The sequence below is a fragment of the Acetobacterium sp. MES1 genome (genome assembly GCF_002237635.1).
GTDB classification, from domain to species: Bacteria; Bacillota; Clostridia; order Eubacteriales; family Eubacteriaceae; genus Acetobacterium; species Acetobacterium wieringae.
In genome coordinates, this window is the sequence record NZ_MJUY01000060.1 from 50340 (window position 1) to 74589 (window position 24250).

At 45.2% G+C, this 24250-nt stretch carries 23 protein-coding genes and 1 pseudogene; 12 read left to right on the forward strand and 12 right to left on the reverse strand.

What is annotated here, in order from left to right:
* Nucleotides 1-50: 50 nt before the first annotated feature.
* Together BI182_RS16335 and BI182_RS16340 are read right to left on the reverse strand one after the other, a co-directional pair.
* Nucleotides 51-1289, reverse strand: a complete 1239-nt coding sequence (locus BI182_RS16335; protein WP_070371594.1) for a glycosyltransferase family 2 protein — start codon at nucleotides 1287-1289, stop codon at nucleotides 51-53.
* A gap of 289 nt (nucleotides 1290-1578) precedes the next feature.
* On the reverse strand, nucleotides 1579-1791 hold the full coding sequence (locus tag BI182_RS16340) for a hypothetical protein (protein WP_286809399.1): 213 nt from the start codon (nucleotides 1789-1791) through the stop codon (nucleotides 1579-1581).
* 151 nt (nucleotides 1792-1942) lie between these two features.
* Here BI182_RS16340 and BI182_RS16345 point away from each other — a divergent pair, with 151 nt between their 5' ends.
* The 6 genes from BI182_RS16345 (at nucleotide 1943) to BI182_RS16370 (ending at nucleotide 8629) form a co-directional block, all read left to right on the forward strand.
* A complete protein-coding gene (locus BI182_RS16345; protein WP_286809400.1) occupies nucleotides 1943-2818 on the forward strand; it encodes an efflux RND transporter periplasmic adaptor subunit in 876 nt (291 codons plus the stop codon).
* Nucleotides 2818-3507, forward strand: a complete 690-nt coding sequence (locus BI182_RS16350; protein WP_286809402.1) for an ABC transporter ATP-binding protein — start codon at nucleotides 2818-2820, stop codon at nucleotides 3505-3507. Before BI182_RS16345 ends, BI182_RS16350 begins: the two co-directional genes overlap by 1 nt.
* Complete coding sequence (locus BI182_RS16355) at nucleotides 3500-4672, forward strand: ABC transporter permease (RefSeq protein ID WP_148636926.1); 1173 nt, start codon at nucleotides 3500-3502, stop codon at nucleotides 4670-4672. Before BI182_RS16350 ends, BI182_RS16355 begins: the two co-directional genes overlap by 8 nt.
* A gap of 20 nt (nucleotides 4673-4692) precedes the next feature.
* A complete protein-coding gene (locus BI182_RS16360) occupies nucleotides 4693-5364 on the forward strand; it encodes a response regulator transcription factor (protein ID WP_148636927.1) in 672 nt (223 codons plus the stop codon).
* Between the two features lie 18 nt (nucleotides 5365-5382).
* Nucleotides 5383-6696 (forward strand): sensor histidine kinase, encoded by a 1314-nt coding sequence (locus tag BI182_RS16365; protein ID WP_070371588.1) that lies wholly within the window; start codon nucleotides 5383-5385, stop codon nucleotides 6694-6696.
* A gap of 244 nt (nucleotides 6697-6940) precedes the next feature.
* The gene (locus tag BI182_RS16370) at nucleotides 6941-8629 is read left to right on the forward strand and encodes an HD domain-containing phosphohydrolase (protein WP_286809405.1); all 1689 of its coding nucleotides are present in this window, start codon (nucleotides 6941-6943) and stop codon (nucleotides 8627-8629) included.
* A gap of 87 nt (nucleotides 8630-8716) precedes the next feature.
* Here BI182_RS16370 and BI182_RS16375 read toward each other — a convergent pair whose 3' ends face one another.
* Genes BI182_RS16375 through BI182_RS16385 form a run of 3 tightly spaced genes read right to left on the reverse strand, consistent with a single transcriptional unit; the run spans nucleotide 8717 to nucleotide 13400 of the window.
* Nucleotides 8717-10645 (reverse strand): ABC transporter ATP-binding protein, encoded by a 1929-nt coding sequence (locus BI182_RS16375; RefSeq protein ID WP_228880875.1) that lies wholly within the window; start codon nucleotides 10643-10645, stop codon nucleotides 8717-8719.
* A complete protein-coding gene (locus BI182_RS16380) occupies nucleotides 10642-12876 on the reverse strand; it encodes an ABC transporter ATP-binding protein (RefSeq protein ID WP_286809407.1) in 2235 nt (744 codons plus the stop codon). The genes BI182_RS16375 and BI182_RS16380 overlap by 4 nt, the downstream gene beginning before the upstream one ends.
* Nucleotides 12873-13400, reverse strand: a complete 528-nt coding sequence (locus BI182_RS16385; protein ID WP_286809409.1) for a MarR family winged helix-turn-helix transcriptional regulator — start codon at nucleotides 13398-13400, stop codon at nucleotides 12873-12875. The genes BI182_RS16380 and BI182_RS16385 overlap by 4 nt, the downstream gene beginning before the upstream one ends.
* A gap of 195 nt (nucleotides 13401-13595) precedes the next feature.
* On the opposite strand from BI182_RS16385, the gene BI182_RS16390 reads away from it, so the two are divergent.
* The 3 genes and pseudogenes from BI182_RS16390 to BI182_RS16400 all read left to right on the forward strand — a co-directional run.
* Nucleotides 13596-14324, forward strand: a complete 729-nt coding sequence (locus BI182_RS16390; protein ID WP_286809414.1) for an AzlC family ABC transporter permease — start codon at nucleotides 13596-13598, stop codon at nucleotides 14322-14324.
* Complete coding sequence (locus BI182_RS16395; protein ID WP_070371582.1) at nucleotides 14321-14656, forward strand: branched-chain amino acid transporter permease; 336 nt, start codon at nucleotides 14321-14323, stop codon at nucleotides 14654-14656. Before BI182_RS16390 ends, BI182_RS16395 begins: the two co-directional genes overlap by 4 nt.
* 38 nt (nucleotides 14657-14694) lie before the next feature.
* Nucleotides 14695-14832, forward strand: a pseudogene (locus BI182_RS16400) (MerR family DNA-binding transcriptional regulator); the annotation flags it as partial.
* Nucleotides 14833-15035: 203 nt separating this feature from the next.
* Here the strand turns inward: BI182_RS16400 and BI182_RS16405 are convergent.
* Nucleotides 15036-15392 carry a winged helix-turn-helix transcriptional regulator gene (locus tag BI182_RS16405; RefSeq protein ID WP_148636934.1) on the reverse strand — a complete coding sequence of 119 codons (357 nt, stop codon included), beginning with the start codon at nucleotides 15390-15392 and terminating at the stop codon, nucleotides 15036-15038.
* Between the two features lie 138 nt (nucleotides 15393-15530).
* Here BI182_RS16405 and BI182_RS16410 point away from each other — a divergent pair, with 138 nt between their 5' ends.
* Complete coding sequence (locus tag BI182_RS16410; protein ID WP_148636935.1) at nucleotides 15531-15839, forward strand: pyridoxamine 5'-phosphate oxidase family protein; 309 nt, start codon at nucleotides 15531-15533, stop codon at nucleotides 15837-15839.
* Between the two features lie 236 nt (nucleotides 15840-16075).
* Nucleotides 16076-16552, forward strand: coding sequence for a tRNA (N6-threonylcarbamoyladenosine(37)-N6)-methyltransferase TrmO (tsaA, locus tag BI182_RS16415; protein WP_286809418.1), 477 nt, complete (start codon nucleotides 16076-16078; stop codon nucleotides 16550-16552).
* Between the two features lie 8 nt (nucleotides 16553-16560).
* Here tsaA and trmB read toward each other — a convergent pair whose 3' ends face one another.
* The 3 genes from trmB to BI182_RS16430 all read right to left on the reverse strand — a co-directional run bounded on the left by trmB (nucleotide 16561) and on the right by BI182_RS16430 (nucleotide 19958).
* Nucleotides 16561-17217, reverse strand: a complete 657-nt coding sequence (gene trmB / locus BI182_RS16420; RefSeq protein ID WP_286809424.1) for a tRNA (guanosine(46)-N7)-methyltransferase TrmB — start codon at nucleotides 17215-17217, stop codon at nucleotides 16561-16563.
* 24 nt (nucleotides 17218-17241) lie between these two features.
* Nucleotides 17242-18720, reverse strand: a complete 1479-nt coding sequence (gene abc-f / locus BI182_RS16425) for a ribosomal protection-like ABC-F family protein (protein ID WP_250936207.1) — start codon at nucleotides 18718-18720, stop codon at nucleotides 17242-17244.
* A gap of 335 nt (nucleotides 18721-19055) precedes the next feature.
* Nucleotides 19056-19958, reverse strand: coding sequence for an SPL family radical SAM protein (locus BI182_RS16430; protein ID WP_286809426.1), 903 nt, complete (start codon nucleotides 19956-19958; stop codon nucleotides 19056-19058).
* Between the two features lie 177 nt (nucleotides 19959-20135).
* Between BI182_RS16430 and BI182_RS16435 the strand changes: the two genes are divergently transcribed.
* The gene (locus BI182_RS16435; protein WP_286809428.1) at nucleotides 20136-21281 is read left to right on the forward strand and encodes a transglutaminase domain-containing protein; all 1146 of its coding nucleotides are present in this window, start codon (nucleotides 20136-20138) and stop codon (nucleotides 21279-21281) included.
* 63 nt (nucleotides 21282-21344) lie between these two features.
* Here the strand turns inward: BI182_RS16435 and BI182_RS16440 are convergent, their stop codons facing one another.
* Genes BI182_RS16440 through thrC form a run of 3 tightly spaced genes read right to left on the reverse strand, consistent with a single transcriptional unit; the run spans nucleotide 21345 to nucleotide 24172 of the window.
* Nucleotides 21345-21779 (reverse strand): ACT domain-containing protein, encoded by a 435-nt coding sequence (locus tag BI182_RS16440; RefSeq protein ID WP_286809432.1) that lies wholly within the window; start codon nucleotides 21777-21779, stop codon nucleotides 21345-21347.
* Nucleotides 21780-21783: 4 nt separating this feature from the next.
* Nucleotides 21784-22674: a homoserine kinase gene (gene thrB, locus BI182_RS16445; RefSeq protein ID WP_286809437.1), complete on the reverse strand. Its 891-nt coding sequence runs from the start codon at nucleotides 22672-22674 to the stop codon at nucleotides 21784-21786.
* Entirely contained in the window at nucleotides 22667-24172 is a 1506-nt protein-coding gene (thrC, locus tag BI182_RS16450) for a threonine synthase (RefSeq protein WP_148636940.1), read from the reverse strand. Before thrC ends, thrB begins: the two co-directional genes overlap by 8 nt.
* Nucleotides 24173-24250 lie beyond the last annotated feature (78 nt).

Genomic DNA, 24250 nt, shown 5'->3' on the forward strand with positions numbered 1-24250 from the left:
ATTAATTATCAGCAAAAAAACAAGGATGATCCGAAGATCATCCTTGTTTTTTATTCGACTAATTGTGAGATCTTAATACTTTTGGTATGTTCGATAGGTTCCCAGATTTCGATTGGTTTGATAAAACATAAAACATTAATGGGAATCCAGGAAGCCAGATATAACCAGAAAGAAAAAACCGAAACATTATTAATCTGACGAATCTTTTTACCTTCCAACCATAATACCATGGCGGTAAAGACCACACTGAAGATGACACCACCAACTGAAAAGAGGATGGCAAAGGTTAAAGCGTTGGACCAGACAGAGGTGGTGACAAAGAGCATACCCAGGATGATAAATGAACAAATAGTATAGATACAGGTCAGTACCTGCATAAAGGGGGAAACCAGGAACATTAGCATATCCAGGGCACAACGGTTTTTATCGTTGATCACGGCATCGATGAGCTGTTGGGAATACTGGTTAAAACATTGAATGGTACCAGTCGACCAACGTTTACGCTGAGACCAGGATTGATCAAAGGCAATCGGGTGCTCGTCATAGGTAATGGCTTCAGGTACCCAGGCGACCCGGTAGCCCTTAATAATGCATTGGGTGGTAAATTCGATATCTTCAGTCAGACTGAACGTTTTGAATCCTTCTTTTTTGATGACATCAGCATGCATCATAAATCCGGTGCCATTTAAGGTGGCTGACCAGCCCAGTTTGTGACGGGCCAGATTCATAAAGCGGTTTAAGGTCCAATAAAACACGGACTGACAACCAGAAATCCAGGAATCATCCGGATTCTTGCTGTCCCGGTAGCCTTGGGCAATTTTTTCACCTGATTCAAGAACATTATTCATGGTCGAAACAAAGTGCTTATCGACCAGATTATCAGCATCGAAAACGCAGAAAGCATCATAGATGTCATTTTCGGCAAAAATATAATCAAAAAACTGGGAAAGGGCAGCTCCTTTTGATTTGACTTCTGCTGTACAGGTCATGATTTTAGCACCATGTTCAAGGGCCACTTCTCTGGTATTGTCAGTGCAGTTATTGGGAATCACATAGACATCCATCAGTTCTTTAGGATAATCCTGCTGATGCAGACTTTCGATGAGGTTTCCAATCACCGCAGCCTCATTTCGGGCGGCAACCACCACAGCAATGCGGTTTTTGGGAGGGGAGAGGGTATATTTATTGTGTTTGGTATATCCAAATAAGCCAATTCCGAGATAATAGATACCATAAATAAAAAACGGGATACCTAAAATAAATAGCAGAGTAAAAATTTGTGAAACCATCTCTCTTTAATTTCTCCTTTATATTCAGTTACATCGATCGTTTTGAGAACCGAAAACAAGTTGTGTTGTTCGGTTCAAGTAACTACCTGATATAGTATAAATGCTTTTTTATCATGACACAACCACCAGGAATGGTTATTCATGGTGGTTGTGTGAGTTTATGTTCGTCGCATTTAAGTTGTCTCATTTTAACATGAAACAGACTTTTTATCAAGGATAGGGACTACTTCCTGAAAACGAGATCATCAATATTTTAAGGTTATTCAAAGGTTTGTATCGGTTATTCGGCTTATATATCCTCTAAATTATCTTTGATCAGTCGAGTTCGGGGCATTTCATTTTTATGCATGTTGGCATAATAGCCCCAAACCATTAGCAATCCAATTGGCCAAAGCAGAAGGCACCACAATAACAACCACCACTTAGAGTAATAAAAGGGTTTTTTTTCTGAGTTATCATCGGGTATCTTTTCTTCCATCATATCTAATTTATTATCTAACATTGTCACATCCTCCTTTAATTTCTTTTATTGAAGTATAGATACCCAAAAACTGTAATAAACAACAAAAAATAAAATTAAAGGGTTCATTTTTAATTCATATTGATTGGTTAGAATGCCGATACTAAATAAATTCAGTAAGTGGAGGATCGACGTGAAAAAAGGAAGTACAAAGAAGATTGTGATTGGTAGTATCATTGGGATGTTGATAATTGGCGGAGGATTTCTGGGCTATCAGGTACTGGCAGACTCGGCAACGACTCAGTACACAAAAACCACCGTTACAGTGGGTAATATTATTAATGACAACCGTTTTACAGGGGTCATTGAGAGTCAGTCCCGGGAAGCGATTGTTGCGACCAGTGCCTTGGAAATAAGTGAGCTATATGTCAGCGAAGGCGAGTTGATTGCTGAAGATACCGATCTTTATGAACCCGTCACTGGGGATATTGTCACATCATCTGTGGCGGGAGAAGTCGCCGAGATTTTTTATGAGGTCGATGATACGGTGGCGGCCGGGGAGAAAATTATGGAAATCGTTGATTTTAATAACCTTCAGTTAAGCATCAAGGTCGACGAGTATCAGCTGTCAACGCTGAGCGTTGGGGCTCCGGTCACCATTAATATTGACAGCATCGGGCGTAGTGTTCCGGGCACTGTCAGTGAAATCAGTCGGGAAGCTAAAAATGAAAATGGGGTCGCTTATTTTACGGCGATTGTAGATTTTTCAGGGGATCCGCAAATTCGCATTGGCATGAATGCCGAGGTGGTTATTGTCAAGGAGCAGGTCGAAAATGCCGTGATGGTTCCGGTGACGGCCATTTTATTTGGGGAAGATAATATGACTTATGTGCTGGTCAAGGGCGAGTCAACAGATCCCGAGCAGCGCCCGGTAACCACCGGGATTACCGATGGCATTAACATTCAAATCATCACCGGTCTAAGCGAGAATGAGGTGGTTTGTGTGCCCATCCTTGACGCCACCGAGGCAGCAACCTTTCAGCGTCCGGAAAGCGGCGGTGAAATCTGATGAGAGAAAAAATTCTGGAAATGAAAAATCTCGTCAAAACGTATACCATGGGTGATGAGGAGCAGGTGGTTCTAAAAGGCATTGATTTGGAAATCAATCGGGGTGATTTTTTATCGGTACTGGGCCCATCGGGCTCGGGCAAATCCACCTTGATGAACATTATCGGTTGTTTGGATGTACCCACCAGTGGCAGCTATTATCTGTCCGGAGAACGGATTGAGGATCTGCCGGAGACGGCGCTTTCGCATATCCGCAACCGTGAAATCGGCTTTATCTTTCAGCAGTTCCAACTACTGCCCCGGCTATCAGCCCAGAAAAATGTCGAGCTGCCACTGATTTATGCTGGCGTCCCGGAGAAAGAGAGGCAGCTCCGCAGTGCCGATATTTTAAAACGGGTGGGACTGGCCGAAAAAATGAAAAACCGGCCCAATCAGCTATCCGGCGGTCAGCAGCAGCGGGTGGCCATTGCCCGGGCGCTGGTGACTGAACCAACCATTTTGCTGGCCGATGAACCCACTGGTGCCCTGGATCAACAGACCGGTCATCAGATTATGGAACTGTTTAAAGAACTGCATCAGGAAGGAAAAACCATTGTAATGATTACCCATGATAGCGATGTCGCTAAAAATGGTAGTCGGATTGTGCGGATTGTTGATGGGAATCTCAGCGAGGGGGTATACAATGCTTAAGGAAAGTATTAAAATGGCGTTAGAAAATATCATCAGCAATAAAATGCGCTCCTTTCTCACCATGCTGGGGATTATTATCGGGGTGGGATCGGTGATTGCCCTGATTACCATTGTCTCGGGAGCGACCAGCACGGTTACCGATCAGGTGGCCTCAATGGGGGCCAATACGGTGACCATTCAGGTTCAGGGAACACCGCTGAAACAGGGGCTGACCCAGGGGGATGTCACTAAAATTTCGGAGCTTTCAAATATTGAAGGAATTGCCCCGACCATTTCCGGCCAAACGACGGTGGCTTTCGACGGCAAGACCATGGATGAGATCAGCCTCCAGGGAAAAAATGATGTTTACTTTCAAAACACTGAAGATGTCATTTCGGCTGGGCGAATCATTAATCCTGTTGACACTGAAAATAAAAGCCGGGTGGCTTTAATTGGAAATGATATTGCCAACGAACTTTATGTCGGGAAAAACCCCATTGGCCAGGAAATAAAAATCGGCGGCATTACCTATCAGGTCATTGGCATCTTACAGGAATCGGACAGCTTTGCTCAGGCGGATACCAATAAGGCAGTGATGATTCCCTACACCACCGCTATGGGGGTCGTTGGCGCCAAGTACATTAACAGCTTGACTGTTTACATTGCTGATGAGGCTCTGGCGGACACGACCACCCGGCAAATTGAAGGGGTTTTAACCAAAGCTTTTAACGGTGATGATGATGGCTACTCGATTGTAAACATGCAGAGTATTCTAGAGACCATAGCAGAAATGACCAGTATTCTGTCGATGATGCTGGGTGGCATCGCCTCAATTTCGCTGGTCGTCGGGGGGATTGGAATTATGAACATGATGCTGGTTTCGGTCACTGAACGAACCAGCGAAATCGGCTTGCGCAAGGCCCTGGGAGCAGAGCCGAAGCAGATTCAGCTCCAGTTTCTAATTGAATCAGTGGTGCTTTGTCTGATTGGTGGCATCATCGGCTTTGGGCTGGGGGTCATTCTGGCCTGGGTCGTGGCCAACCTGATTGGAACCAGTTTTGCTCTGACGGCTTCCACCGTTTTATTGGCAATCGGCTTTTCCGCTGCCATCGGCGTTGTTTTTGGCTTCATGCCAGCCCGCAAGGCGTCCCGACTCAACCCGATTGATGCCCTGCGCAGTATTTAGGAGAAAAACAGGAGAAAGAAATGTTTCGTATTTTGATTTGTGAGGATGATAACCATATTCGCCGACTGTTTCGGGATGTTCTGGAGAAAGAAGGTTATTCGGTGTTTGAAGCGATTGATGGAGTTATGGCCTTGGATGCACTGGAAAAAAACCACATTGATCTGCTGATCACCGATGTGATGATGCCCCACATGGATGGTCATGCCTTAACCAAAACCCTGCGGGACGGCGGCCTGGAGCTGCCGATCCTGATGATCACCGCCCGGGAAAGCATCGATGATAAAAAATCCGGTTTTAAAGCCGGAACTGATGATTATATGGTTAAGCCGGTGGACATGGATGAAATGCTGCTGCGGGTCTTTGCCTTATTACGGCGAGCCAAAATTGCCAATGAACAGCGGCTGGTGGTGGGAAAAACAGTTCTGGATTATGAAGCCTTGACCTTAAGCATCGGGGATGAAACCATCACCCTCCCTAAAAAAGAGTTTCTGTTGCTGTTTAAACTATTATCGGCACCGAACCGGATTTTTACCCGGGCTCAGATTATGGATGAAATATGGGGCTATGAAAGTGAAAGTGATCACCGCACGGTGGATGTTCATATCAAACGGTTACGGGAAAAACTGGAACACAATCAGGATTTCGAAATCATCACCGTTAAGGGCCTGGGATATAAGTCCCGGGTTTTATAGTGGAGACTAAGGAGTTATATGAAAAATAAAATTTTTCATTCAATTTATACAAAATTTCTGGTGACCTTTTTAGGGGTGCTTTTTTTCTCCTCGACCCTCACCTTTGGCGTGATTTACTGGTCACAACTGGGCAATATTCTCGAACAGCTCCGGGTAGAACTGGTCAATCAGGCCCAGGCAGTTCAGATTCTTAATCAGGAAAAGTTGGGGGATGATGTCATTGTCAATTTATATAGCCAGGGCATTGTGGTGTCCCGGATTGTTGCCAGCTTGGATGAAGTGGGGGTAACCTTAACCGATGCGGAGCAAAAAAAAATCGAAGCCGGGGAGATCGTCTATCTGAATACCCACCAGGCCCAGGATTTACCAATGGCATTGGGAAAACTGGCGGATGGCTATGTGGTCAGTCGGCCGAATCTGGAAAAAAATCAAATTGCTGGCTTTATGGAACTTCAGCGCACCACCATGCTGGTCACCTTGTTGATCGGATCGGTGCTGATTGTCATTGCGGTTGCGATGATTGCCAGACCGATTAAAGCGGTTTCTGAGGCTACAAAAAAAGTAGCCAATGGTGACTTTGATGTCAGGCTAACGGTTAGAGGAAAGGATGAACTGGCCGTGCTGGCGCAAAATTTTAATATCATGACGGCTGCCCTTTCCCGTAATGACTATATCCATCGAGATTTTGTCAGTAACGTGTCCCATGAGTTTAAAACCCCCATCGCTTCGATTAAAGGCTTTGGCAAGCTTTTAAAAGATCCCGATCTTTTGGAAACCCAGCGGCAGGAATATATTGATATTATTGTCGACGAAAGTGACCGGCTATGGAAACTATCAGCTAATGTGTTAAAACTCTCGGAGCTGGAGAATGGGGTTCTGGGTTTGAGAAAAGAAGCCTTTGCCCTGGATGAAGCCATCCGGCGGGTGATCTTGCTGCTACAGGAAAAGTGGGAAGCTAAAAATATCGATTTGGATATCCAGTTGGATGATACAATCTACCAGGGTGATCCCGAGCTTATGGCGATGGTTATTATCAATCTGTTGACCAATGCCATTAACCATAGCCCGACAGCTGGTCACATCAGCATTGCGCTGCACAAAACCGCCAAAGAAGTGGTTATCGAAATAGCCGATACCGGAAAGGGTATCGCTAAGGAAGACCAGAAAAAGATCTTTGATCGCTTTTATAAGGCCGATCAATCCCGCAGTACGCCTGGAACCGGTCTGGGACTCACCATTTCCCAGCGGATTGTGACGCTTCACGGGGGCACCATCGGGGTGGAGAGTGAGCCGGGAAAAGGCAGTCGTTTTTTGGTCAGACTGCCTCAATAAACAGTCACATATCAGTCAGTCCTCGATGCCTAAGTAGACGTTCCAACGGCTTTGCTGTTGAAACAGTTTGCTTAAAGGTCGGAGACTGGCTTTTTTACGTTGTCAGCAGCAGCAAAAAAGGTCAGAAAGACAGCTCTTTTTAAGATGCGCAGGGATTTAGTAATAAATTCTATTGAAGTTCACAAAAAAATAATATATCATGAAATTAGTTTTATTTCGATTACAATAAAGGATGTTGGCTGATATGACAATCTATGATTCGCTGTTTCTTTTATATTCCATTGGACTGGTTATTTCAATCATCTGTATTATCGGTGTGGCGCTTCAAAAACCGTCCGATGAGCAGAAGCTGATGCTCCTGATTGCTTTTTTTGCGTTTTTAATATCGCTGGGATATTGGTTGGGGATTCAGGCCAATTCGGCCGAAGCCATCATAATTGCTTACAAACTGATGTATTTGGGTGGCTGTGGTCTTTATTTTTTGTTTGTCCTGTTTTTTGTCCGTTATTATAAGATTAAGGCACCAATCCTTTTTTTTCCGCTCTTTGGCCTGCTTTGTCTGCTGTTAATTGGGGCGACCCTGACGATGGATCTGCACCACTGGTTTTATCAGAGCTATGCCTTTGTTTATAAAACCGGTGTGCCGGTGCTGCTTAAAGAATATGGCATTCTTCATACCATCTACATGATCATGGAAGCAGCTGTGGTCGTGGGGCTGATTGTGGTGGTGATCGATCAAAGTCGCAAACGGAAAGACAAGGAATGGTGGGAGCCATTGCTTCTGGTGGCGGTACCTTTAATTCCGGCAGCTATTCATCTGAGCAAATTATATCTGCCAATTCAAATTGAGATAGCAGCCATTGGCATTTTGATTTCCGAGCTCTTATTGATTGTGCTGATCTATCGACTCAAGATTTATGATATCAACGATACCGCCAAACAATTGATCATTGATTCGATGGATGATGCCATCATCGTGGTTGATCACAATTACCAGTACAAAGAAGTCAATGAACAGGCCATTGTACTGTTTCCGGATTTTGCCAAAGCCAAAAAAGACACCGGTCTGGCGGAGATCTCCCCGGATCTCGATCAGATCCTCAGAGCGCAAGAAACCAGTTTATGCTATCGTGAAAGCCGGATTTATGAACCGCGGATCAGAACGATCCGCCGCAACAGCCAGATCCGCGGCTATGTGATCTGGTATCAGGATGTCACGGAAGCGGAAAAACGCAAAGAACTGATCCTTAATTACCAACAAGATCTACAGCAGGAAGTGGTGCAGAAAACCGCCCAAATCAAAGAGATTCAGGAACAGGTCATCATCAGTTTTGCCAATATTATCGAAATCCGGGATACCATCACCGGGGAACATGTCCGCCGAACCAGTCTTTACGCCGAAAAAATTGCGGCAGTACTGCTTCAAAATGGTGATTATCCGGAGACCGTTAATGAACACTTTATCCGGCTGCTCTATGCGGCGGCACCGCTGCATGATGTGGGGAAAATTATGGTTTCTGACAGTATCTTGAATAAGCCGGGAAAACTGACAGAAGCAGAATGGATACTGATGAAAAAACATGCCGAAAATGGACAGAAGATTTTAGAAAATGCCCTGTCAAAAATTGAGGATGTAGATTATTATAAGATGGTTTGCGAGGTTGCCAGGTACCATCATGAGCGCTGGATTGGCGGGGGCTATCCGGATGCTTTATCGGGCGAAGCGATTCCTCTGAGCGCCCGGATTATGGCCATTGCCGATGTCTTTGATGCCCTGACGTCGGCTCGGCCCTATAAAGAGATCTATGATTTTGATACGGCCTTTGACATTATCAAAAACGAACGGGGCCTGCAATTTGATCCGATCCTGGTTGATGCATTTTTGTCAATTCGCAAAGAAATCGAAGCGATTGCGATTGATCAGGGAAACTAAAAAACGTTACATTAAAACAGGGAGCTGTTCGGATCGGTATGTCGACCCGGACAGCTCACTGTTATTTGAAAGAATCGGTGAGATGAATTAGCTAAGTAGCGGATTAACCGCCAATAAATCTTCGGCCAATTCGTTTTCCAGCTCTTCGGCTTTTTCAAACTGCGAATTATAAAGCTTGGCATAAAAGCCATTTTCAGCCAGCAGATCGTAATGGTTGCCCTGTTCCACAATATCGCCTTCATTCATTACCAGAATCAGATCGGCATTTTTAATGGTCGATAAGCGATGGGCGATGACAAAGCTGGTTCGCCCTTCCATCAGGTTATCCATGGCTTTCTGAATCAGCACTTCAGTACGGGTATCCACCGAGCTGGTAGCTTCATCAAGAATCAGGATTTTCGGATCAGCTAAAATGGCCCGGGCAATGGTCAAAAGCTGTTTCTGACCCTGAGAGACATTGCTGGCTTCTTCATTTAAGCACATGTTATAGCCATCCGGTAGAGTGTGGACAAAATAATCCACCTGGGCGGCTTTGGCTGCCGCTTCCACCTCGGTATCAGTGGCATCGAGACGACCGTATTTGATATTGTCCCGGATGCTGGCATTGTAAAGCCAGGTATCCTGAAGGACCATCCCAAAGAGGCTGCGCAGATCACCCCGGCTGAAGTCTACAATATTGTGGCCGTCCACCAGGATGGCCCCGGATTCGACATCGTAAAAACGCATCAGAAGTTTGACAATGGTGGTTTTGCCAGCGCCGGTAGGGCCAACAATGGCGACCTTCTGACCTTCTTTAATGTGGGCCGAAAAGTCTTTGATAACTGGTTTTTCGGGATGATAACCAAAGTTCACGTGGTCGAAGTCGACCTGACCAGAAACGCTTGCCAGATCAAAAGCCGTAGTGCTTTCTTCCACTTCTTCCGCTTCATCCAGAAAGGCGAAGACCCGTTCGGCGGCAGCGGTGGTTTGTTGCAGAATGTTTGAGATATTGGCAATCTGCATAATTGGCTGGGTAAACTGGCGGACATATTGGATAAAAGCCTGGATATCACCAACGCTTAAGCGACCATTCACGGCCAGATAACCGCCGAGGATACAAACCGCTACATAGCCCAGGTTACCAATAAAATTCATCATTGGCATCATCAGTCCCGATAAAAACTGGGACTTCCAGGCTGAGCTGTAAAGGGTGGTGTTATAATGGTCAAAGGTTTCAAAAGAAGCTTCTTCACCGTTAAAAGCCTTAACCACGTTGTGGCCACCGTACATTTCTTCGACATGGCCGTTAATGTGGCCCAGATAGGTTTGCTGTTCACTGAAATGAGGCTGGGATTTTTTAACAATGTTTACCACCACCACAAATGAGATCGGTACGATCAGCAGCGCCACAATGGTCATTTGCCAGCTGATTGAAAACATCATGATCAGTATACCCACCAGAGTCGCCACGGAGGTAATGATCTGGGTGACGCTCTGGTTCAGGGTCTGATTGACCGTTTCAATATCGTTGGTCAGAAAGGAGAGCACTTCGCCATAGCTGGTTTTGTCAAAATATTTAAAGGGCAGACGATTAATTTTGGCAAAAATATTGCGTCGCAATTCATAGGTGACTTTCATCGAAATGCCGGTCATGATATAGCCCTGTATATAGGAAAACAGCGCCGCAATGACGTAGAGACCAAGGAGCAGTAGCAGAATCTGACTGATATAGCCAAAGTCAATGCCCTTGCCATTATCGGCAATTAGATTCATAACCCCTTCAAAAAGAGCCGTGGTGGCATTACCCAGAATTTTTGGTCCAACAATCATAAAGACCGTCGAGGCAACGGCGAAGATCAGCACAAAGAAGAGTCTGATTTTATAGACCGACAGATAACGGGCCAGTTTTTTAAGGCTACCTTTAAAATCTTTGGCTTTTTCGCCGGGCATCATGCCAGCGGGGCCACCGGGACCCCGGCCCATTCCGCCGCCCATATTACCTCGTTTGGGTATTTTAATGTTTTTTTGATCGCTCATATGTTTAGTTCCTCCTCTGATAATTGTGAGGATGCAATTTCCTGGTAGGTGGCACAGCTTTTTAAGAGTTCATGATGGGTTCCCTTGCCAACGATTCGGCCATGATCCAGAACGATAATCTGTTCCGCTTGCATAATCGTGTTGATTCGTTGGGCGACAATCAGTACGGTACTGTTGCCGGTATATTCTTTTAAAGCCCGGCGCAGAGCCACATCGGTTTTATAATCCAAAGCCGAAAAGCTGTCGTCAAAAATATAGATATCCGGTTTGCGGACCAGTGCCCGGGCAATCGAGAGCCGTTGCTTCTGACCGCCGGAAACATTGCTGCCACCCTGGGCGATTTCCCGCTCGAAACCATCAGGACTGCCTTCGATAAAGTCGGCGGCCTGTGCAACTTGAGCAGCAAGGGCCAGATCGTCATCACTGGCATTTTGATTGCCATAGCGCAGATTGGAAGCGATCGTGCCCGAAAAAAGCACCCCTTTTTGAGGAATGTAACCAATTTTTTCCCGCAGATCATGTTGGGTAACCTCCCGGATGTCAAGACCATCGATTTTGATCACACCCGCAGTCACATCAAAGAAGCGGGGGATCAGATTGATCAGAGTTGATTTACCCGACCCGGTGGACCCAATAAAGGCTGTGGTTTCGCCGGGATTCGCAATAAAGCTGATATCATGAAGGACATCTTCCTCGGCACCTTCGTAGCGGAACGAGACGTGGTCAAATTCGAGGGTAGTCTGGGCCTTCAGCGGCAATTCTTTGGGGGTAGCCGGATCGACAATGCTGGGTTTGACCGCCAGCACTTCCTGAATCCGATCACCGGAAACAGCTGCCCGGGGAATCATGATAAACATCATCGACATCATCAGGAAGGAGAAGATAATTTGCATGGTGTACTGCATAAAGGCCATCATATCACCAACCTGCATGGCGGCATCGGCGATTTGTTGGGCACCGACCCAGACAACCAGAAGGGTCACACCATTCATGATAAACATCATCGTTGGCATCATAAAGACCATCACCCGGTTGACAAAAAGATTATTGGCAGTAGTATCCTTATTAACCTGATCAAAGCGGTTTTCTTCAAATTTCTGGTTACCGAAAGCCCGGATGACCATCAAACCGGTCAGGCTTTCCCGGGTGACCAGATTCAATTTATCAACCAGTTTCTGAATCAGTTTGAAACGGGGCATGGCAACGGTAAAAACGACCCCAATCAGGAGCATAATCGCCACAACGGCGACAACGATAATCCAACCCATTGAGGTGGTTCGACGCAGTGCCATAATAATCCCGCCAATGGCCAAAATCGGTGAATAGATGAGAATCCGGATACCCATAATCAGCATCGTCTGGATTTGGGTGATGTCATTGGTGTTTCGGGTGATGAGTGAGGCGGTCGAGAATTTATCAAATTCGGTATTCGAGAAGCACTGAACTTTTCTAAAAACATCCTGGCGGAGGTTTTGGGAAACCCCGGCAGCGATGCGGGCTGAAAAGAAGCCGATTAAAATTGATGCCAGGGCGGCAATCAACGATAACAGCAGCATCAGGGCACCAATTTTTAAGATATAAAGATTCTGTATCGCACCAACATCAACACCCAGTTCAATATAGAATTGTTTGGTGAATTGAACGGCGGTCTGAATCTGCATTGATTCTGGAGTTTGGGCAGCCTGTTCCCGGGCCTCATCAAAGGTTGATGAAGGCAACTGCGTCAGCATTGGCAGAGCTGCATAAATCTGGGTAAAATCCAGGTCTGTCATGCTTTCGGACGCGCTGGCATCGGCGGCTCCGGTATCCAGCGAACGCATGTAATTAATAAAGGTCCAGGTAGCTTCGCCAAAAATGGGGTCTAGCGTAGCAAAGGTTTGCTCGGAAGGATCGGTCAGCACATAGATACTCTCGGTTTCCAATGCCGGAAATTTTGCCAGGGTGCTCTCATAATTGGGATTACTGGTATCCTCCGGGCTCATCAGTAGATAGTTATCGGCTACCGTTTGCTGATCATCCGCAGTCATAAAGGTTGTCATCAGGGTATAGCCGTCTTCACTGATGGCTTCCGGGGTGGCATGCTCGATCCCGTTTTGCTGGATACCGACATTGACAATATCGGACATATAGTTGGGCAGATTCAGATCGGATATTGCTTGCACAAAAAGCAGCACCAGGGTAATGAAAAGCACCCCCAGATAGGGTTTTAAATAACGTGAAAGCTTGATCATGTTGTTTTCCTTTCGGCTTTTTCATTTTGATTCTGGTCACCTTGTTTTCGATCAATCTGATCAAAGGCGACCGTTAACTTGTCTAACAAAAGTACCAGGGCGCGGGTATCTTCTTCGCCCAGCAGGGTGGCGGCTTCGTCATAGATTTGGAAGCAGGATTTTGATACATCGGTTTCCAGCTGACGCCCAGCATCAGTGAGATTAACGTAAACCAGACGGCGATCCTTGCTGGAGGCGATCCGCTGTACATAGCCATGTTTTTCCAGAGTAGAAATGGTTTGAGAAACACCGGGCATGGAAATGGCGGTTTCTCGACTGAGCTGGGAAATTTTAACCCCAGGGGCCAGCGGAAGATTATTAGTCAGGGCTGTTTTTTGTTCCTCGTCATACATTTTTTTAAGGGTTTTTAACATAAAAAACTCATGGGGTTTGAGATCCTGCATAAATTCTTTATGAATTCGCCCCATGCTTGATTTTTTAATGCGATGAAATGCCTTAAAAAGATCGTGTCCATTTAAATTCAATGATAACTCCTTTCGCAGATTAATGATTAACTGAGATAACAGTTAATCACCATAATAGTTAATTTACTTAAGTAAACATATTATAAACAAAGAGCAGAATTATGCAAGGTAAAAAACTTTTGAAAAGCATTAACACAAAAATTTATGCTATAATAGTTCAGTAACTTAAGGAAAATTAAGATAAGGAGCAGAAAATTGAATACAACCAAGAAAAAAGAAGCATTTAAAGAGACGTTAAAGTTTGCCTTCGTCCAAACTGTGCCGGTACTTTTCGGCTATGTTTTCATGGGCATCGCCTTCGGCATTCTGCTGGAAAAAGCCGGATACAATTTCATCTGGGCATTCTTTATCAGTCTGATTATATACGCCGGTTCGATGCAATTTGTATTAATTGGATTACTGGGTGGCGGAATGGGATTATTGTCGTTGATTGTCCTGACCCTGTCGGTACAAAGCCGTCATATTTTTTATGGATTATCCTTTATTGAGAAATTCAAAGCGATGGGAAAATGGGGCTGGTATATGATTTTTTCGCTGACTGATGAAACCTATTCGCTACTTTGTGGGATGAATATTCCCAAAGAACTAAATGAGAAACAGGTTTTTTTTACCGTAGCGGCCCTGGATCAGAGCTACTGGATTATTGGCTGTACCCTTGGGGCAGTCATCGGCAGCTTCATCGGCTTTGATACTACCGGCATTGATTTTGCCATGACGGCTCTGTTTGTGGTAATTTTTATTGAGCAGTGGTACAGTTATCAATCCCATTTACCGGCACTGCTGGGGACGATTTGTGGGGTGGCATCGCTGTTTATCTTTGGGCCTGGGGCGTTTATTCTGCCAGCGCTGATTGCGGCGGTATGCTTGCTGCTGGTTTTTAAAAACAGCATTAAAATCGGCGAGAATCAGGAGGTGTGTCAATGAGTACAGAATTTTTAACGCCGTTATTGGTAATTCTGGTGGTGGCCGCCTGCACCTTCCTGACCCGCTTTTTGCCCTTTGCCCTGTTTGGCGGGGGGAAGGAAGTACCCGCTCTGGTTAAAACCCTGGGTGATCTGCTCCCACCGGCGGTGATTGCCATTCTGGTGGTTTATTGTTTAAAAGGCGTCAGTGTGATGGTGGCACCCCATGGTTTTCCCGAGTTTATTGCGGTTGCCATTGTGGCGCTGCTGCACATTTGGAAGCGTAATAATCTGCTTAGTATTGGCGGGGGAACGCTGGTCTACATGGTGTTGATCCAAATGGTGTTTGTATAGATAGTCACCAGAATCAAAGCAGATGATAAGAGGTAGAAATGTTTAAAATTGGTGAGTTTTCTAAGCTAACCCAGGTATCGATTCGGATGCTCCGTTATTATGACGAAAATAATTTGTTAAAACCGGCGAAGACGGATCCTTATAGTGGCTATCGCCTGTATTCGGTGGAGCAAATTCCGCCGAAAATATTGCCGGGGTCTATCGTTCACTGGCCTATTGGCTGACTGAGCATGGTGGGTTTAGAATGAAAGGAAATAACCGACAGATTTGTCACCGGGGGCCCTGGAATGAGGAAAACCCGGCTCATTACCTGACCGAAATTCAGATTGGATTGGAAAAAGCAAATTAAAACATGGGAGATAGTATTATAGATTTTTAATCAGTTTTTTATGTCCTTGCCCCATGCAGAAAGACTTCCCAGAATCGGAATAAGACGATTCGTGTTTTTGGTTAATTCATACTCGACTCTTAAGGGCATTTCGTTGTATTGTGTGCGGAGGATGAGACCATCCGCTTCGAGTTCCTTCAGTGAGGAAGCGAGCATGGTGTTGGTTACGCCTTTAATTTTTTTTCTTAACGCATTATAACGTGTCGGCCCGTCGTTATACAGTGCACACAGGATGGGAATCTTCCATTTACCTCCAATGATTTCAAGAGCAGCTGAAAGTGGGCATTTTTCTTGGCATGGGCAGATGTTTCCGGAACATAAGGAAGTTGTGTTTTCAGAGATAGTCATTTTTTTCTTATCTACTTTCTATTTTCGTATTTGATCATATTTTTTTGCGTAGTTTACAAGCTATTTAAGTTAGTATTATAATTGTATCAGGTAGTAATTACGGAGTCAATTGCTATACTAAACTTTGGAGGAATTGAAATGGTTATTAATGAAGAAATGAAAAGTGTTATCGAAAACTCGGCGTTCCTGACAATTGTAACAATGTGTCCCGATGGTAGCCCACACCCAATTATTGTTGGAGGTGGTACAGTTGAAGGGGACACTGTTTCGGTGGGCGTCTATGCAATGAAGGTTACGCAGGAAAATATCAAGAAAAACGACTGTGCGATGTTGCTGGCAGCTCAAAAATTTGAAGGTGGAGCCAAAGGTTGTCGTTTTACTGGCAGTGCAAAAGTTATTGACGGGAAATTTGTATTTACGGCAACAAAGGCTGAAGCCCTTATTTAAATCAATAAGAATAATACCGCTATTAAAAAACCACTGATTATGTGAGACCTTGAGAGTCTTTGTAATCAGTGGTTTTTAATTGGACACTAATATTAATGCATTTTTCAGGATTAAAGAGATTTCGATTAAGTTTAGTAGAGGTGCTTTCTTTCAATTATATAATTATGATTCTTATTGACTCTCACATGGTGTCAGGGTCTAGAATAAGAATATAATAAAGTTATGGAGGTAAACAAATGAAACAAGGTTACGTAAAACCAATTGGCACCATTCGTGTTCAGGGGGAGGAGATCTTTATTGAACTGGAAGAAGCCTATCGGGAAGGGCTGGAAGGACTGAACGGGTTCTCGCACATCAATGTTTTCTGGTGGTTCAGTGAGTTTGATAATGAAGCGGCCAGGAAGGTTCTTTCCGGCCCCCAGCCCTATAAACAGGCCCCGGCGGTAATGGGGGTATTTGCCACCCGCTCACCGATTCGGCCCAACCCCATTGCCTTAAGCCCGGTTTCGGTGCTGGAAATCGATTATCAAAAAGGGATCATCCGGATTCCCTACATTGATGCCAATGACGGCACCCCGGTGTTGGATATTAAACCCTATACCCCCAGTCTGGATCGGGTACAAAATCCTTTAGTGCCACATTGGTGTGAACATTGGCCTAAAAGTGTGGAAGCATCTGGTGATTTTGATTGGGCGGCGGAGTTTAATTTTTAAGTTCAGAGCTAAGTTAAGCTGGCAATTAAGAACTTTATCTTAATCCCCTGGTCACTAAACATTCTTTCATGTTCGGTTTCAATGTTGTCGGAATAGTCTGCGGCGTGAAGATCATTAATTAAAGTTGTGATGGTAAAGCCGGCGGATTCTAAATACTTGATGGAATCCCGGAATAAATCATCACTGTCAGTTTTAAAATAAATCTCGCCATTTTCAGCTAAGAGTTTTTTATACTTTTCCAGTTGTTTAGTGTGCGTCAGCCGCTTTTTATGAAAGCGGCGGCGAGGCCAGGGATTACAAAAATTAATGTAAATCCGCTCGACCCCATCCTCGGGAGCGAGGATCATATCAATCCGTTCAATATCCCAGGACATGATCTGGACATTGTCAATGGCTTGGTTCTTGTCAGCGTAGGCTGCTTGAATATTACGTTTGGTTAAACCCAGAACGGCGTCAATCAGATCAATGGCCAGATAGTTGGTTTCGGGATGGCGGCTGGCCAGTTCGGCAATAAAGGTTCCTTTTCCGCAGCCCAATTCAATATGAAGGGGCTGCTTTTTCTTAAATAAGTGGTGCCATTGGCCGCGATGAACCGGCGGTGTGGCCTGAAAAAAGCCACAAGCTTCCAGCTCCGGGCGGGCCCAGGGTTTTGGTCGTAGATGCATGGGTTACTCCTTTGGTAAATTGTTTTATAGTTCTATAATTTTTGTCGCAATATGGTCAATGAAGGATCGGTCATGTTCCACAAAGATCATCGTTGGCGGGGTCTGTAGCAAAAGCTCCTCAATCTGCAACCGGGAGAGGACGTCGATATAATTAAGCGGTTCGTCCCATAAATATAAGTGGACCGATTGACAAAGGCTGCGGGCTAAATAGACTTTCTTTTTTTGCCCCTCACTAAAGCTAGTCAGGTTTTTCTCAAATTGCTCCCGGTTAAATCCCAGCTTTCGCAAAATGGTTTTAAAGAGACTTTCGTCAATCCCTTGGCAGCGGGAAAAATCACGAAGATCACCGGTTGGTAAGTCGGTGTCTTGCGGAATATGCGATAGCTGCAGCTGACTGCCCAGCTCCAGATTGCCGGAAAAGCTGATTGGCTGGCCCAGTAGCAGTTTAAGCAAACTGGATTTACCCGAGCCATTCGGACCGACGATGGCAATCCGGTCGCCCTGGTTGATCGTAAAATTTAAATCGTTCAGAATGGGGCGGTCATCATAGTAAAGGGACAGGTGGTTGGCCGAAATCAGCCGCTCTTTTTGATAAGCCCGGGGCCGTATCTTGAGACTGTCGTTCCAGTCGATATTTTTCATTAACTTTTCTTTTGACTCAATATTCTTTTGCTGACGCTTTTCCAGCGATTTGGAGCGTTTCATCATTTTCGCAGACTGATGACCAATATGGCCCCGATCCGGGCGAAGGCCGGAAACCCGTTGTCCGTTTTTTGACTTCTCAACGGCATTCGACCAATTTTCGGTGCGTTTGGCAGCGGTTTTTAATTGATCGATTTCCTGTTTGAGTTTTTTATTTTGATTGCATTCAAACTGATCCTGACGCTGTTTATTAAGAAGCCAGCTGGAATAGTTGCCTTTTTGAATCTCAATGTTCATTTTGTTAATCGACAAGACGTGATCGACGCAATTATCCAGGAAGGTGCGGTCGTGGGAAACCAGAATAAAACCCGGTTTCTTTTTCAAATACTGACTGACAACACGTCGACCTTCCAGATCGAGATGATTGGTCGGCTCATCAATTAAGAGAAATTGATTTGGTTTTAAAAATAAGGCCGCCAGTAATACCTTGGTTTGCTCGCCCCGGCTCAGGCTGCTAAATGGCCGCTCCAGCAGCGCTGCATCCAGGTTCAGTAGCGACAGCTCCCGCTGCAGTTCCCAGAGCGGGTAATCAGGATAAATCTCATCGACAAGAGTGCGGGTCAGTTGGGAAGGGTTCTTGATTGCAAAAGGAAAATATTCAAAATCGACCGCTGCGGCGATCACGCCGCTATAGTCATAAAGACCCATCAGAAGTTTTAAAAAGGTCGTTTTGCCGCGACCATTACGGCCGATAAAACCCAGTTTCCAGTTTGTGTCGATGGTAAAGGAAACATCTTCAAAAATATTTTCGCAACTGCTTTCGTAGTTAAAGCTTAAATGTGATATGGAAATTTGTGACATCATTGTACCTCTCTTGCCAAGCCAGATAACAGTAGCTTGGACACATAAAAAACCGCAAGAAAATTATCCTGCGGCTCAATGATGGGCAGCCCAAAAAATCCATAAATAAGGAGTTGATGGTGCTAGAGAGGCAGTGCTTTTCTTGTAATTCTCTTGCTTAAGCGCACCAAAACAAGCGGTTTAACCGCAGGTTTTGAAAACACTTTCCAATTGTTTCTTAGCAAGATAAATTACGCATCCTCTTTACTCCTTTTTGTAGTCTGATTACAGTCTAACATCTTTTTTAAAAGAATTCAATCCCAAACCGGGTGATTAGTATCTATTGCTGGATATAATTAGGGCGTTAAAAAGGAAACCTGTTCTTCTGATGGCGGATAGACCTTCAGCTTTTCTTTAATCGGTTTGCTGTAGCTATTGGATAGACCAAAGGACTGACGCAGGGGATTGAGTCGGCCATAGAGTTCGTCTTTATATTCTTTGGGAGCGCCGCCTTTTTTGTAGAGCTTCCACAGGGTATCGTATTTTTCGGGATAGTTGGTTTTAATGAAGTCAAAAAAGGCTGGCTTGGTGGCTCCCCGCAGATACAGGGCGCCGGGCAGCACATAATCGATACCGGCATCCTGGCCGGCGGCAAACAAAGCCGAAAGGGTCTCGGAATCATCGGTCAGCGTGGGAATAATCGGCATCAGATGGTGACCGATGGAGGCATTGGTTTTTTTAAATTGTTTGAGCATTGCAAAACGGGCAGAACTGGAGACAGCGCCGGGCTCGATTTTTTTTCGGACAGCTTCATCTAAAGTCGTCACCGTGGCGGCAACATTGATATAGGTAATCCGGGACAATTGGTCAATCAGGTCATAATCCCGGAGCACCAGGTCTGATTTGGTGGAGATAATCGCCGGGGTCTTATATTTGATCAGGAGCTTTAGTATTTCCGGCATCAGCTGATACTGGGCTTCCGCTGGCTGATAGCTGTCAGTAACGCCACCAATATTGATGATTTCCCGTTTCCAGTTTGGCGAGGCGAGTTGTTTTTCCAGTACGTCGACGATATTGGTCTTGACCGAAATGTTGGTTGTGAAATCAGCAAGGCCGCTAAAACCATGGGTTCCCATGGCATAGCAGTAGCGGCAGCCATGGCTGCAGCCCTTAAAAATATTTAAATCCCAGCCATAGGGAGTTTTTCGCTTCAATTCATGCAGAGCCGTTGTGCAGGTGATTGGGTGATACGTTGGCATAGTAGCCTCCTTAAGATTTCTTTATCCTTACTTAAGTATAGGTCATAAAAGTTTAGGGTGTCCATAAGAATTTGTGGTAAAATTATTTACTGTTTGGCATAAATCTCGGGATAATAAATGCAGATGTTTAAAATAAAGGGTAATAAAGAAAAGAGATCACACAAGGGGGCAACAGGCATGAGCAATCATAACGGAAGAAAAGTAGTTGCAGTCATCATTATTTCAATGCTGATTATTTTACTGGTAGCAGCCGGGGCCTATCTGGCTTTGGAAGATCTGGTTGGCGGCATGGATATCCAGTCATTTTTTGAGGATAGTCAAGCTCAGCAGAATGAAGAAATCGCCGCCAGTCAGCAGCAGGCCTTTGATGGCTATGCCTTTCTGGAGGATAATGAAAAACAGGCCTATGCCAGAGTGGTTGGTATGCTCACCGATTTTGATACCGAGGTGAAAGTCAGTGGAGTCGATACTGAAGAAATCGAGCGGGTTCTGGCGGCCATCGATTATGACTATCCGGAAATATTTTGGGCCGGGGAGTTTTCCTATTATTTTGATGAGGGCAATCAGAAGGTCAGCAAGGTGATGGTTGAATATCCCTACGATGAAGCCGAGAAAGAAAGACGGCAGACCGAAATTGAAGCGGCTTTTCAGGAATACAGCAGGGGTATAAAAAGCGGCATGAGCGACTATGACAAAGTCAAATATGCCTATGAATATGTAATCAAAAACACCATCTATCAGGAAGACCTTGAGGATGATCAAAACATCTACAGCGTCTTCGGGAAAAAGGGCTCAGTCTGTGCGGGTTATTCCAAAGCGATACAATATCTGTTAAAGCGAACTGGGATTGAGTGCTCCTATGTGGCCGGTGAGGCCATTGGCCAGGGGGCCCATGCCTGGAACCTGGTGCGGGTTGATGGGGAGTATTATTACCTGGATGCCACCTGGGGGGAGTTTAACATTGCTGATAACGCTGAGCCGGAAAAGAGCATCTTCTATGACTATTTCTGTGTCACCACGGCGGAATTGCTTAAATCGCATCATCCCGATCAGACCTTGATTGCCTACCCGGAGTTTACCGCTACGGCAGCCAATTATTTTGTCAAAGAAAATAAGCTCTATGACCTCAACAAAAAAAGCGAGGAAAACCGCTTTGTTGACGATCTGGAAGTAGCCCTGAATACCGGAGAAAAGTATTTTCATTATGCCATAACCGACGCCAATACCATCGGCGTTGCTGAAGATCTGATGGATGATGTGTTGGGATCTTATTACTGGTTTTCCAGTGAGGACAGTTTATCAAATACGATTGAGCTTTATTAAAGTGGAAACACGTTTTGTGTTGTCAAAAAGCCCCATTCTGATTTTTCAGAATGGGGCTTTTATTTATTCCATCGCAATCAGATGAACACCGTGAACGCCATCCAGGGCTTCCAGTATGGCCATCAATTCATCGATAGTCAAGATCAGATCTTTGCCGTCCAGAGTCACAATCACAATGGCGGCCTGGTTAATGGGGATATCCTGATGAATGGTGATAATGCTGGTCTTATGATCCCGAAGAATATTTAAAATATTGGAAAGGATTCCGGGCTGGTCATCCAACTTAAACGACAGGGTGAACTTCCGGCCATAGTTTTCCGAAGGGGTAAAAATATAGTCTTTATACTTATAATAGGTGCTGCGGCTGATGCCGACCTTTTTGACCGCATCACTGACCGATTTGCACTGGGAGGACTCCATTAGGATCCGGGCTTCCACCACCTTGGAATAATAATCGGGCAGTATTTTTTTATTAACAATCAGATAATCTTTAATCATCGGCTTAACCTCCCAAAATCTGGACACCAGTATGATCAGGCGCCAGGGGAATAATCTGCCAGCCTGGTGCTTTTTCCGCTAAATAACCAACAATGTCCTGCTGAAAGCTGGGGTTATCGACTGAATTAATCGCCAGAATGGTGGGCCCGGCCCCACTGATACAGGTGTTGAGGCAGCCCATTTCCCGGGCTTTTTTGGTAATCACATCGTAGTGGGCAATCAGTTTTTTACGATAGGGCTGGTGCAGGCGATCCTTCATACACAGCTTTAAAATATCAGCTGACCCATTGGTTAAAGCCAGATAGGTCATGGTGGCCCGGGGCAGATTATGGGTGGCATCGGCAAAGCTGATTTTTTTCGGCAAAACCTGGCGGGCATCGGATGTCGACAAGGGAAAGTCCGGCACCAGGGCATAAAACTCATAACTGGGATGTACTGAGCTCTTGATATAGATGTTTTTGCCGTGATCGTTCATTGATACCACCAGGCCGCCGAAGATGGCCGGGGCGACATTGTCGGGATGGCCTTCCAGTTCTACCGCCATATCAAGCAGTTCCTCTGTGGATAAGGGTGATCCAATCAGGGCATTGGCGCCAAAAAGTCCCCCGACGATGCAGGTGGCCGAACTGCCTAGACCCCGGCTGATGGGGATATCGACAGCAGTATGGATATAAAGACCACGGGGACGGTAGCCCACTTTTTTAAAGACCTTCTGCATCGAACGGTAAACCAGGTTGGTATCGCTTTGGTACTTCCGCTCCACCCCTCGGATTGTCAGCTTGCCGTCATTTTTTTCTTCAAAACTAAAGGTATTATAAATCGACAGCGCCAGACCGAAGGCATCAAACCCCGGGCCGAGGTTGGCACTGGTTCCCGGTACCTGAACCTTAATCATTTTTGTCCACCTGATCATTTAAAAAATCAAGAACGGCCTGGGACATGTCGGTTTTATCGCATTGACCCTGATGCTGATTGGCTTTTTTGTCGAGATCCTTTAATGGCTTGGGAATGGTGGTGCCGGTTTTTTGTGCCAGAATATTTAACAGCTCATAATCGTTGCAGTCACAGTCACCGAAGATGCTTTCATAAACCGAACGGCCGAACTTGTAGGGGCTGGCGGTAGAGACAATCACCGTTTTGGTGGTATCTCCGGTTTCATTGAGATAGTCGTCATAGACCTTATTGGCAACGGCGGTGTGGGGATCCATCAGATAATGACTGTCGTCAAAAATGGCTTTGATGGCCTGGGCGGTTTCAGTCTCGTTGGCAGTACCGGCATAGAAAAGACCGGTTTTTTCCATCAGGGTTTGTGAAGTCTGATAAGCACCCTGATTTTTAAGCTGGGCCATCAAATCACTGACAGCATCGGGATCGGCGCCGGAGACATCGTAAAGTAGCCGCTCCAGATTGCTGGAAATCAGAATGTCCATGGATGGTGACGAGGTTTTATAAAAATCCCGATTGCGGTCATAACTGCCAGTTTTAAAGAAATCCGTTAAAACCTTGTTGGCATTGGAGGCGCAGATCAGCTTGTTAATCGGTAAGCCCAGCAGCGCAGCATAGTAACCGGCCAGAATGTTGCCGAAATTCCCAGTCGGGACGACAAAATTTATTTTTTCATTCGGCTGGATTTCACCCCGCTTAAGCAGTTCATAATAGCTGTAAAAATAATAAACCACCTGAGGCAGCAGCCGGCCGATATTAATCGAATTAGCTGAGGAAAAGATCACATTGGCATTAGCCAGTTCAGCCGCCAGTTGAGGATCATTTAAAATCAGCTTAACACCATTTTGGGTATCGTCAAAATTGCCGTCGACACCGACCACACAGGTGTTATCTCCGATTTGAGTCAGCATTTGTTTCTCCTGAACGGTGCTGACCCCATCCTTGGGGTAAAAGACGATGATGCTGATGTCCGGGACGTTGGCAAAACCCTCTAAGGCGGCCTTGCCGGTATCACCGGAGGTGGCGGTTAAGATCATAATTTTCTGTTGGTTATTGACGTTTTTCATGGACTCTACCATCAGATATGGTAAAATAGTCAGAGCCATATCTTTAAAGGCACAGGTGGGCCCGTGAAAGAGTTCCAGAAAATAACGGTCGTTGACTTTTTTTAGAGCAACCGGTTCCTTTTCTTCAAATTTACCGGAATAATAAGCGCCCTGAATCGAATCATCAATTTGTTTGGCGCTGAAATCATCAAGAAAAGCGCAGAAGATCGCCTTAGCCATCTCGCCATAGTTTTTTCCGATAAATTGGGTTGGGTCTAAATTAATCTGATCAATAAAGTTGGGGACAAAGAGTCCACCATCCGGAGCCAATCCTTGCAGGATGCCCTGGGATGCAGTAACGTTGATGTCTTTGGATCGCGTGCTGTTATAGCCTTTTTTCATGTAATTCCTCCAAAAAAATATGGTGTGCCGAGAAAAATCGGAAAAATTTATTCCCGGGAGGGTATTGAATAACCCCTA

Excerpts from the sequence above, each read along its gene's own strand:
- BI182_RS16335 (WP_070371594.1), bottom strand. The coding sequence starts at position 1,289 with ATGGTTTCACAAATTTTTACTCTGCTATTTATTTTAGGTATCCCGTTT.
- BI182_RS16340 (WP_286809399.1), bottom strand. The coding sequence starts at position 1,791 with ATGTTAGATAATAAATTAGATATGATGGAAGAAAAGATACCCGATGAT.
- BI182_RS16350 (WP_286809402.1), top strand. The coding sequence starts at position 2,818 with ATGAGAGAAAAAATTCTGGAAATGAAAAATCTCGTCAAAACGTATACC.
- BI182_RS16355 (WP_148636926.1), top strand. The coding sequence starts at position 3,500 with ATGCTTAAGGAAAGTATTAAAATGGCGTTAGAAAATATCATCAGCAAT.
- BI182_RS16360 (WP_148636927.1), top strand. The coding sequence starts at position 4,693 with ATGTTTCGTATTTTGATTTGTGAGGATGATAACCATATTCGCCGACTG.
- BI182_RS16365 (WP_070371588.1), top strand. The coding sequence starts at position 5,383 with ATGAAAAATAAAATTTTTCATTCAATTTATACAAAATTTCTGGTGACC.
- BI182_RS16370 (WP_286809405.1), top strand. The coding sequence starts at position 6,941 with ATGACAATCTATGATTCGCTGTTTCTTTTATATTCCATTGGACTGGTT.
- BI182_RS16375 (WP_228880875.1), bottom strand. The coding sequence starts at position 10,645 with ATGAGCGATCAAAAAAACATTAAAATACCCAAACGAGGTAATATGGGC.
- BI182_RS16380 (WP_286809407.1), bottom strand. The coding sequence starts at position 12,876 with ATGATCAAGCTTTCACGTTATTTAAAACCCTATCTGGGGGTGCTTTTC.
- BI182_RS16395 (WP_070371582.1), top strand. The coding sequence starts at position 14,321 with ATGAGTACAGAATTTTTAACGCCGTTATTGGTAATTCTGGTGGTGGCC.
- BI182_RS16405 (WP_148636934.1), bottom strand. The coding sequence starts at position 15,392 with ATGACTATCTCTGAAAACACAACTTCCTTATGTTCCGGAAACATCTGC.
- BI182_RS16410 (WP_148636935.1), top strand. The coding sequence starts at position 15,531 with ATGGTTATTAATGAAGAAATGAAAAGTGTTATCGAAAACTCGGCGTTC.
- tsaA (WP_286809418.1), top strand. The coding sequence starts at position 16,076 with ATGAAACAAGGTTACGTAAAACCAATTGGCACCATTCGTGTTCAGGGG.
- trmB (WP_286809424.1), bottom strand. The coding sequence starts at position 17,217 with ATGCATCTACGACCAAAACCCTGGGCCCGCCCGGAGCTGGAAGCTTGT.
- abc-f (WP_250936207.1), bottom strand. The coding sequence starts at position 18,720 with ATGTCACAAATTTCCATATCACATTTAAGCTTTAACTACGAAAGCAGT.
- BI182_RS16430 (WP_286809426.1), bottom strand. The coding sequence starts at position 19,958 with ATGCCAACGTATCACCCAATCACCTGCACAACGGCTCTGCATGAATTG.
- BI182_RS16435 (WP_286809428.1), top strand. The coding sequence starts at position 20,136 with ATGAGCAATCATAACGGAAGAAAAGTAGTTGCAGTCATCATTATTTCA.
- BI182_RS16440 (WP_286809432.1), bottom strand. The coding sequence starts at position 21,779 with ATGATTAAAGATTATCTGATTGTTAATAAAAAAATACTGCCCGATTAT.
- thrB (WP_286809437.1), bottom strand. The coding sequence starts at position 22,674 with ATGATTAAGGTTCAGGTACCGGGAACCAGTGCCAACCTCGGCCCGGGG.
- thrC (WP_148636940.1), bottom strand. The coding sequence starts at position 24,172 with ATGAAAAAAGGCTATAACAGCACGCGATCCAAAGACATCAACGTTACT.